The following is an 8,514-nucleotide window of genomic DNA, read 5'->3' as shown; positions in this document are numbered from 1 at the left end:
TGACCAGATCGAGGCGATGAGCCTTGCCGACAAGATCGCCATCATCGATCAGGGGCGCCTGATGCAATACGGCGCGCCACTGGAGATCTACAACAACCCGCAGAACCGTTTTGTCGCCAATTTCGTCGGCAGCCCAAGGATGAACCTTGTCGATGGCGAGCTGCGCGAAGAAGGCGGGGCCTTGCGCCTGATGTTGCATGGCGGGGCTGAAATCCCCCTGGCGGGCAAGGTGCGCGCAGATTTCATGTCAGACGGATCGGTGCATGGCGGGTCCTTCGGGGTGCGCCCGCAGGACATCTATTTCGGCGAGAAACGCAGCGGCGACGACATCACCATGACCGGCAAGGTCGAGGTTCTGGAACGTGTCGGCCCCAAGCGCCTTGCCTATCTTCAGGTGCAGGACACGCTGTTTCTGGCTTTTGACGATCTGGACCGGCTTCGGGTCGGGGACGAGGTGCCGTTCTACCTGTCCTCGGACAAGAGCCTGGCATTTGAAAAAGAAACCGGCCGCAGGCTGGGAGGGGCGTAAGATGGAAGCGATCAAGATCACGGGCGCGGTCAAACGCTATCCGGAATTTACCCTGGGGCCGATTGACCTGTCGGTCGGGCAGGGCGAGTTCTTCGGCATTTTCGGCCCGCCGTCGACGGGCAAGACCTCAATCCTGAAACTGATCCTGGGATTGCTGACCCCCGATGAGGGGCGGGTCGAGATCGCCGGCCGGGACGCGGCGGGGCTGGACGTGTCGGCGCGCGGCATTTCCATGGTGTTCCAGAACCTCGCGCTTTTCCCGCACATGACGGGGCGCGAGAACATCATCTTTCCGCTGAAGGAACGCGGCGCGCCCGAGGCCGAGATTGCCGAGCGGCTGGATCTGGTCTCCGAAGTGCTGCATGTCAGCCATATCCTGCACAAGAACCCCGCGCAGATGTCGGGTGGCGAACGCCAGCGCATCGCCTTGGGCCGCGCATTTGCCGCCCAAAGCCGGGCCATGCTGCTGGATGAACCGATTGCCGCGCTCGACGCCCGCCTGCGCGAGGAAATGCGCGTCGAGCTTAAACGCCTGCAACGCGAGAACAACCAGACCTTCGTCTATGTCAGCCATGACGAGGAAGAGGTGATGGCGATCTCGGACCGTGTCGCGGTTATCGTCGGCGGAAAAATTGCCCAGATCGGAACCCCTGATGAGGTCTACAATGAACCGGGCTCGCTTGCCGTGGCCGAAGTGATCGGGTCGCCCCCGATGAATTTCTTCATGGGCATGTTCTCTGCCGATGCTCTGCATTTTGAGAGCGACGCCATTGGCACAACCATCCCGGTTGTTGGCACCATGCAAAAGGGCGAGGCCGGAACTTTGGGTGTGCGCCCTGAGGATATCTGGCTGGGCGAAACCGAAGGTAACCCGTCCTTCAAGGTGCGCATCGTCACGGTGGAACCTTTGGGCGGTTACACAATTGTCAATGCACGCGCCGGCGATCAGATCGTCAAGATCCGCGTGCCGGGCCAGGTGGTTCTGGAAGAAGGTGCCTGGCAGTCCGTCAGCCTGGATGCCAGGCGGTTGCACTTTTTCGGCCGAGATGGCGCGCGGTTGTAAGAACCGGACCGAATCTGACACTGAAATCGCGCCCTTGCTGGGCTCGGAGCGTCCCCACCCGCCGCGGCGCGGAGATCTGCCGGTTTGAGCACATTCTGACTTAATCTGCTAAGGTGGCAGTTGGCTACTTCTTTCGATCCGGCAGGGGTAGCAGAGAAATCCTGGTCATTGTTCAGCCAGGTGGACGGCTCAAGCTTTCAGAGCTTCGATGACGGTTTGGATTGGGTGGCTCGCTTCAAGTCTTTTGGGATGGGCGATCAAGTAGTCGTGTTTCATCGGAATCGCGGTCATCGCCAGTTTGACCAGTCGCCCTGAATGCAGGCTTTCTCGCGCCATACACTCCGGCAACAACGCAACGCCAAAGCCCTGTTCCGCGAAGTTCCGGGCCATACTGCTTGCTTCGACCCGCAGGCCCGCATTCCGGTCAACGATCCGTCTGCGCGAAAATGCTTCGCTCCAGTCTGGCGATGTCGCGAAATCACGCCCCCAATCCGTGTGTATCAGATGTACATCCGCGATCCGGTCGATCCTGTCGCCATGCTCAGCGACGAACTCTGCCGAGGCAACCGCGATCAGCTGGTCGGAAAACAAGCGGACAACTTTGTATTCGCTGTAAAGATCGTGCCCATAGTAGATGCGCAAATCGATCTTATCGCGGACGAAATCAACAGGGTCGTTCTGCACCCTGATGTCCAGCGATGTCGCCAGCCCGGCCTTGTGTAGGGTCGACAATTTGGGCGCAAGCCATGTTTCAACAACCGATTGCGGTGCGCTCAACACAAGGCGCCGCTTTTGTTCGACCCGGCGCATCGTGTCCGACAACGTGCCAAGCTGCGCTATGGATTGTCCAAGTTGTGGATAGGCGCTTTGCCCCGCTTCGGTCAGCGCAAGGCGATTGCCCTGCCGGATAAACAGTTTCAGGCCCCAGAACTCTTCCAGCAGCTTGACCTGCTGACTGACCGCGGCCGAGCTGACACCCATTTCCCGCGCTGCATTCGAAAACGATCCGGTGCGGGCGGCGGTTTCGAACGCACGCAGGGCATTGAGGGGAAGATGGGCGACCACGGTGCATCCTTCGAAAGATTTTCTAATGGTTCATAATTAGAAACCCTATTTTCGCATTGAGGTCCAGCGCCTAGCCTTGTGTCTGAAACAATGAGGAAGCCACCATGCGCGAATTGATTGATCTTGACCGCTACCCGCTCGATCAGCCGGGAAGCCCCGCATGGCTGGACCTTGTCGACGCGTGCAAGGCGGAGCTCGCAAAAGAGGGGCTTTTCAACCTGCCGGGTTTTGTCCGCGAAAGCGCGATAGAGGAAACGGCCCGCGCCCTGAAGCCGACCCTTGCATCGCACGCCTTTGTCCATGCGCGCCGCCACAACATCTATTTCAAGAAGTCGGTCGACGGGTTGCCAGACACGCACCCCGCCTTGCGGGAGTTCGAGACCTCCAACCGGACGATCTGCGCGGACCAGATGGGTCAGGCGGTTGTGATCCGGCTTTATGAATGGCCCCCCTTTGCTCAGTTCCTTGCCGCCGTGATGGACAAGCCGGAGCTTTTCGTGATGGCTGACCCGCTGGCCCGCGTGAATGTGATGAGCTATTCCGAAGGGCAGGCACTGAACTGGCATTTCGACCGCTCCGAATTCACCACGACCCTGTTGCTACAGGGGGCGGAGGCCGGTGGGGATTTCGAGTATGACAAGGACCTGCGCAGCGACGACGACCCGAATTACGATGGCGTCGCTGGTTTGCTGGAGGGGCGTAGAACTCCGACCTTGATGCGTCTGACGCCCGGAACACTCAACGTTTTCAGGGGCAAGAACACGGCCCATCGCGTGACCCCTGTCAAGGGCGCCTCGGACCGTATTATCGCTGTCTTCTCTTATTTCGATCGCCCCGGCGTGCAGTTCAGCGACGAAGAACGGATCGGCTTTTATGGGCGGGCGTCGTGAGCGATCAATCAGCCTTCAAGGATGACCGCAAGCTGACCTATCTGAACGCGGAAGGTGCGGACAAGCCCCTGATCAGCCCTGTGCCCGATGCGGTTCTGGCGCGTGCGCGCGCCTATCGCCTTGGCCGGATGCGGGCGGGGCTGGAGCAATCCGATTGCGCGGCGCTCCTTCTCTATGATCCCTGCAACATCCGCTATGCCTTCGATTGTTCGAACATGCAGGTCTGGACCTTGCATAACCCGATGCGCTACGCGCTTATCCTTGCGAGTGGCCCGGCCATCATGTTCGAATTCAAAGGTTGCCTGCATCAAAGCAAGGGGCTGCCCGGCATCGATGAATTGCGCATGGCCAAGACCTGGATGTTCATGGCCTCGGGCGACAAGGTCGGGGCCGCGACCGAAGATTGGGCCCGCGAGATCGCCGATCTTGTCGAGACATATGGCGGCGGCAACAAACGCATCGCCTGCGACACGCTGGGTGGGAGTGGCGTTCAGGCGCTCGAATCCCTCGGCCTGTACTATGTCGAAGGCAGCCAGTTCACAGAGATCGCGCGCTCCATCAAATCGCCCGACGAGATTGAGTTGATGCGTTGGACGATCCGCGTCTGCGAGGCGGGAATGGCGCGCATCTATGAGCATTCCGTGCCCGGCGTAACCGAGCGCGAGCTCTGGGCCCATCTTCATTTCGAAAACGCCCGCTCAGGCGGCGATTGGCTGGAAACCAAGTTGCTGACCTGCGGCCCCCGGACGAATCCGTGGTATCAGGAGTGTTCCGATAGAATGTGCCGGGAGGGCGAGATGATTTCGTTCGATACGGATATGATCGGGCCTTATGGCTATTGCGCCGACCTGTCGCGCTCCTGGACATGTGGTTACACGCCGATGAGCGACGTGCAGCAGCGCATCTATGATACAGCCCTTGCTCAGATTCACCATAATCTGGGCCTGGTGAAACCGGGCCTGAGCTTTGCCGAGTTCAACGCGAAAAGCTGGCGTATCCCGGATGGGCACGTTCCCTATCGCTATTCATTGGCGGTGCATGGCGTAGGCATGGCTGATGAATGGCCCGTCGTCCCGTTACATGTCGATTGGGGTCCGGGTGCGATGTCAGGCCAATTCGAACCCGGTATGGTCGTTTGCATCGAAAGCCTGATCGCCGAAGCGGGATCGGAAAGTGTAAAACTGGAAACGCAGGTTCTGGTCACCGAGACAGGAGCCGAGCGCCTCGACACTTTTCCACTCGGCTAGCTTGAAAGGCATCGCCAACCGACGGTTCTTGGCCGAATACACAATTCGCTGTATCCAATTTTCATCATTAATCCAGACATTTAAGGCAAGACAAAGAAGGCCCGTTTCGTCCGCGTCCCGATCACTGCCGATGTGGAAATGCCGCACTTTGTACGAATGGCCGCAATAAGGACTGCGAACGAAGTAAATTGACGATCGGGTTAAAGTCCAGAATGGGCCGACCTTGCAGCTTATTGTGTGCCCTTGATGTAAACATGCTGTGCCCGATCCCACGGCGGCAGCGATCTTAAAGTTGCCAATCCATACCCACCTCATGTCTGATAGCTATTGTATTAATCGGTCGATTGATTTAATTATTGCGCGATAGGGGGAATCTTATGGCTCGGGTAACAGCAGAACGCGTCAAGGAAACCAAGCGGGAGCTTCTGGAAGCTGCGCAGCAGGTGCTTTTAGAGGAAGGATATTCCGGTCTTTCTACCCGCCGCGTGGCTGAAGCAGCCGGTACGCAGATGAGCCAGATCCAGTATCACTTCGGTTCGAAGGAGGGGATGATCCTCGCGTTGTTCGAGTATCTGAATGGCCAGTTGATTGATCGCCAGACCCGGACCTTCAACAACCCTGATCTTTCCGTCTCCCAGAAATGGACCGCCTCCTGCGATTATCTCGATGATGACATCGCATCGGGATATGTACGTGTCTTGATGGAACTGACGGCGGCTGGATGGAGCAATCCAGCAATCGGTGCCGCTGTAAGGTCTGCCTATGCCGAGTGGCGCGCTCTGATCCTGAGCCTTGTGCGCGAAGTCGAACAACAATACGGCTCGCTCGGCCCATTTACAGCCCAGGAAATTGGCGCATTGGTAAGCGCCGCATTCATCGGAGCCGAGGCTGCGATCATGCTCGGCTATGAGTCTCCAGATATCCCCTTCCGTGATGCACTCAGACGCTTCGGCAAAGTCATCGAAGTTATGGAAACTGCCAAGTCAGAGGAATAAGGCCATGCGTGCGAAGTTGCCACATACCTCCGGATACGTCGATCGTGATGGCGTGAAGCTGTATTTCGAAGTCTATGGCAAGGGCGATCACACGATCTTTTTCGTCCCAACATGGTCATTGGTGCATTCCCGCATCTGGAAGGCGCAAGTTCCCTATTTCAGTGAACATTTTCGCTGCATCACGCTGGATCCGCGCGGCAATGGCAAATCGGACACGCCGGACCGCGCTTCCCAGTTTCAGCTGAAAGACTATGTCGGCGACATCATTGCGGTCATGGACGAAACCGGCACGGGAAAGGCAACGCTGGTCGGTGTCTCGATGGGGGCCGAGGTCATCGCGGCCGCAGCGGTCCACCACCCGGATCGCGTGGCCTCACTGATTACGATCGGGGCCAGCCTGCCGATGCTTCAGCCGACTTATGACTACAAGACCTGGGACCATTATGACGGCAGCTACGACACAAACGACGGCTGGAACAAATATAGCCGAGATTATTGGCTGACCGATTACCCGGACTTCGCCAAGTTTTTCATGGCACAGATTTTCAACGACCCGCATTCCACCAAGCAGCTGGAAGATGGCATTCGCTGGTCGTCGCCGATTTCGGGGCAATCACTGGTGAATACGATGGAAGCGCCAACAGAGGGCGATCTCGAACTGTCCGAGGCGCATTTCCGCCGCATCAAATGCCCCGTTCTGGCAATCCACAGTGAAAATGACATCATCGCGCCCATCGCTGCATCGGAACGTCTGGTCGGGCTCACTGGAGGTGAACTTGCACGGCTGGAGCACGGCGGCCACGGCCCACAGGGACGATACCCAGCCCGTGTCAACACATTGATCCGCGATTTTCTGGCCTGCCATTTTGACACCCACAAGCCCCGGCAGAACAGCCGCGCCAGACGTCCAAAGCGTGCCCTCTACCTGTCCTCTCCGATCGGGTTGGGGCACGCGCGCCGCGATCTGGCTGTGACGCGCGAATTGCGCAAGCTGCACCCGGATCTGCAGGTAGACTGGCTGGCACAGGACCCGGTGACACGGTTTCTGAACGCCAATGCCGAGCGCGTCCATCCAGCAAGTAATTTGCTGGCGAACGAAAGCGCGCATATCGAGGCGGAATGCGGTGAACATGATCTTCACGCGTTTCAAGCGATCCGCAACATGGATGAAATTTTGATCAAGAATTTCATGGTGTTTCAGGAAGTTCTTGAAGCAGAGCCTTACGATCTTGTGATCGCGGACGAGGCGTGGGACGTCGATCATTACTGGCACGAGCATCCCGACTTGAAGAAGGCGCCAATCGCGTGGCTGACTGATTTCGTAGGCTGGGTGCCGTTCAAAGAAAACGGCCCGCGCGAGGCCTTTCTCACGACCGACTACAACGCCGAGATGATCGGTCATGTTGAAGGCAACCCGACGGTTCGGGACCGGGCGATCTTTGTCGGCGGGCCCGAAGACATAGTCGACATGAGCTTCGGCAGCGGACTACCCAAGATGCGGGACTGGATCCCGCGTCACTACGAGTTTTCGGATTACATCATCGGGCAGCACCCGGCCGAGTTCGGAAGCCGGGACGATCTCCGCGCCGAGTTTGGTTATGACGATGGGCGACTGACCTGCATTGTTGCGGTCGGGGGCTCGGGCGTAGGCGCGACGCTGATCCGCCGCATCCTCGAGGCCTATCCGATGGCAAGGGCGTTGCTCCCCGAACTGCGCATGATCGTGGTTACTGGACCGCGCCTTGATCCGTCGGCGTTCAAGGTGCCGGCGGGCGTGGAAATGCGGGCTTTCGTGCCCAACCTCGATCGCCACCTCGCGGCCTGCGATCTTGCACTTGTACAGGGCGGCCTGACCACCTGTATGGAGCTTGCAGCGGCGGGCACGCCGTTCCTGTACTTCCCGCTTCGCAACCATTTCGAGCAGAATTTCCACGTCGCCAGCCGGCTGGAGCGCTACAATGCTGGGCGAAAGATGATCTTTGCCGAAGCGGGTCCCACGCAGATTGCCGAAGCAATGCTGACGGAGTTGCGAAATCCGCGAATACCGCTGCCGGTTGCCAGAGATGGTGCAGCGCGTGCGGCCTCGATGCTGGCAGACCTTCTTTGAACGAGGAGTTTGACCCACCCAAAATGTCGCACACTGCACGAAGGTCCGGTCTGGGGAAGTTGGTAGACCTGAACTTCAGCTTTTCGAATGGCGGCAAAGGGTCGTTCTCGACAGTGGCCTCTCCGACCCAGTCCGCCACGATGTCGCGACGCCGCAGGTCGGTTTGAGCCCAGAGTGTCGGATTCTGCGATTTGTGCGAGTGACTGCTTCCGAAAACGGAAGAGAGGCGCGCCATCGGCACATCAGCCGGGCGCACCCCGCTTGGATTCGATGCCTTCCGCTTGGCAAGTTCATGGTTTGGGCTGGATCATAACGTTTGCGCGAAACAGGTTGGCAGGATCGACCTTAGCTTTGATGCGCTCGAGCCGCGCCTGATTAGCGCCGAACGCGCCTTTGCTCCGTTCTTCTCCGGCTTCGGGAACAAAATTGATATAGACACTGCCTTCAGCGAGCGGTGCGGCTTTGTCGAACAACGCGCGCGCCCACGCCTTGCAGGCCGCATCCTGGCTTTCATCAGCCGAGCGGACGACCACCGCCATCCAGAAACCAGTCGTCAGGGTAGGGGTACCACCAGCCCTGAACGGTCGGCTTGTGGTCGATGATGACCATCTTCGTGCG

General features: G+C 58.6%; 7 protein-coding genes and 1 pseudogene. 6 read left to right on the top strand and 2 right to left on the bottom strand.

What is annotated here, in order from left to right:
• Together WBB85_RS12775 and WBB85_RS12770 are read left to right on the top strand one after the other, a co-directional pair.
• A pseudogene (locus WBB85_RS12775) lies at positions 1–529 on the top strand (hypothetical protein); the annotation flags it as partial.
• A 1-nt stretch (position 530) separates the two neighbouring features.
• Positions 531–1,592 (top strand): ABC transporter ATP-binding protein, encoded by a 1,062-nt coding sequence (locus WBB85_RS12770; protein ID WP_432638988.1) that lies wholly within the window; start codon positions 531–533, stop codon positions 1,590–1,592.
• 189 nt (positions 1,593–1,781) lie between these two features.
• Here WBB85_RS12770 and WBB85_RS12765 read toward each other — a convergent pair whose 3' ends face one another.
• Positions 1,782–2,657: a LysR substrate-binding domain-containing protein gene (locus WBB85_RS12765; protein WP_432638987.1), complete on the bottom strand. Its 876-nt coding sequence runs from the start codon at positions 2,655–2,657 to the stop codon at positions 1,782–1,784.
• Between the two features lie 104 nt (positions 2,658–2,761).
• Here WBB85_RS12765 and WBB85_RS12760 point away from each other — a divergent pair, with 104 nt between their 5' ends.
• From WBB85_RS12760 to WBB85_RS12745, 4 genes are all read left to right on the top strand, one after another.
• Positions 2,762–3,547, top strand: coding sequence for a HalD/BesD family halogenase (locus WBB85_RS12760; protein WP_432638986.1), 786 nt, complete (start codon positions 2,762–2,764; stop codon positions 3,545–3,547).
• Positions 3,544–4,794: a M24 family metallopeptidase gene (locus WBB85_RS12755; RefSeq protein WP_432638985.1), complete on the top strand. Its 1,251-nt coding sequence runs from the start codon at positions 3,544–3,546 to the stop codon at positions 4,792–4,794. Before WBB85_RS12760 ends, WBB85_RS12755 begins: the two co-directional genes overlap by 4 nt.
• A gap of 377 nt (positions 4,795–5,171) precedes the next feature.
• A complete protein-coding gene (locus tag WBB85_RS12750) occupies positions 5,172–5,789 on the top strand; it encodes a TetR/AcrR family transcriptional regulator (protein ID WP_432638984.1) in 618 nt (205 codons plus the stop codon).
• On the top strand, positions 5,701–7,896 hold the full coding sequence (locus WBB85_RS12745; protein ID WP_432638983.1) for an alpha/beta fold hydrolase: 2,196 nt from the start codon (positions 5,701–5,703) through the stop codon (positions 7,894–7,896). Before WBB85_RS12750 ends, WBB85_RS12745 begins: the two co-directional genes overlap by 89 nt.
• A gap of 290 nt (positions 7,897–8,186) precedes the next feature.
• Here WBB85_RS12745 and WBB85_RS12740 read toward each other — a convergent pair whose 3' ends face one another.
• Entirely contained in the window at positions 8,187–8,435 is a 249-nt protein-coding gene (locus WBB85_RS12740; RefSeq protein ID WP_432638982.1) for a BBE domain-containing protein, read from the bottom strand.
• Positions 8,436–8,514: the final 79 nt, after the last annotated feature.

The organism is Albidovulum sp. (genome assembly GCF_049646345.1).
Classification (GTDB): Bacteria; Pseudomonadota; Alphaproteobacteria; order Rhodobacterales; family Rhodobacteraceae; genus Albidovulum.
This window is presented reverse-complemented; position numbering and strand designations above follow the sequence as displayed.

Excerpts from the sequence above, each read along its gene's own strand:
- WBB85_RS12770 (WP_432638988.1), top strand. The coding sequence starts at position 531 with ATGGAAGCGATCAAGATCACGGGCGCGGTCAAACGCTATCCGGAATTT.
- WBB85_RS12740 (WP_432638982.1), bottom strand. The coding sequence starts at position 8,435 with ATGGCGGTGGTCGTCCGCTCGGCTGATGAAAGCCAGGATGCGGCCTGC.
- WBB85_RS12750 (WP_432638984.1), top strand. The coding sequence starts at position 5,172 with ATGGCTCGGGTAACAGCAGAACGCGTCAAGGAAACCAAGCGGGAGCTT.
- WBB85_RS12745 (WP_432638983.1), top strand. The coding sequence starts at position 5,701 with ATGAGTCTCCAGATATCCCCTTCCGTGATGCACTCAGACGCTTCGGCA.
- WBB85_RS12760 (WP_432638986.1), top strand. The coding sequence starts at position 2,762 with ATGCGCGAATTGATTGATCTTGACCGCTACCCGCTCGATCAGCCGGGA.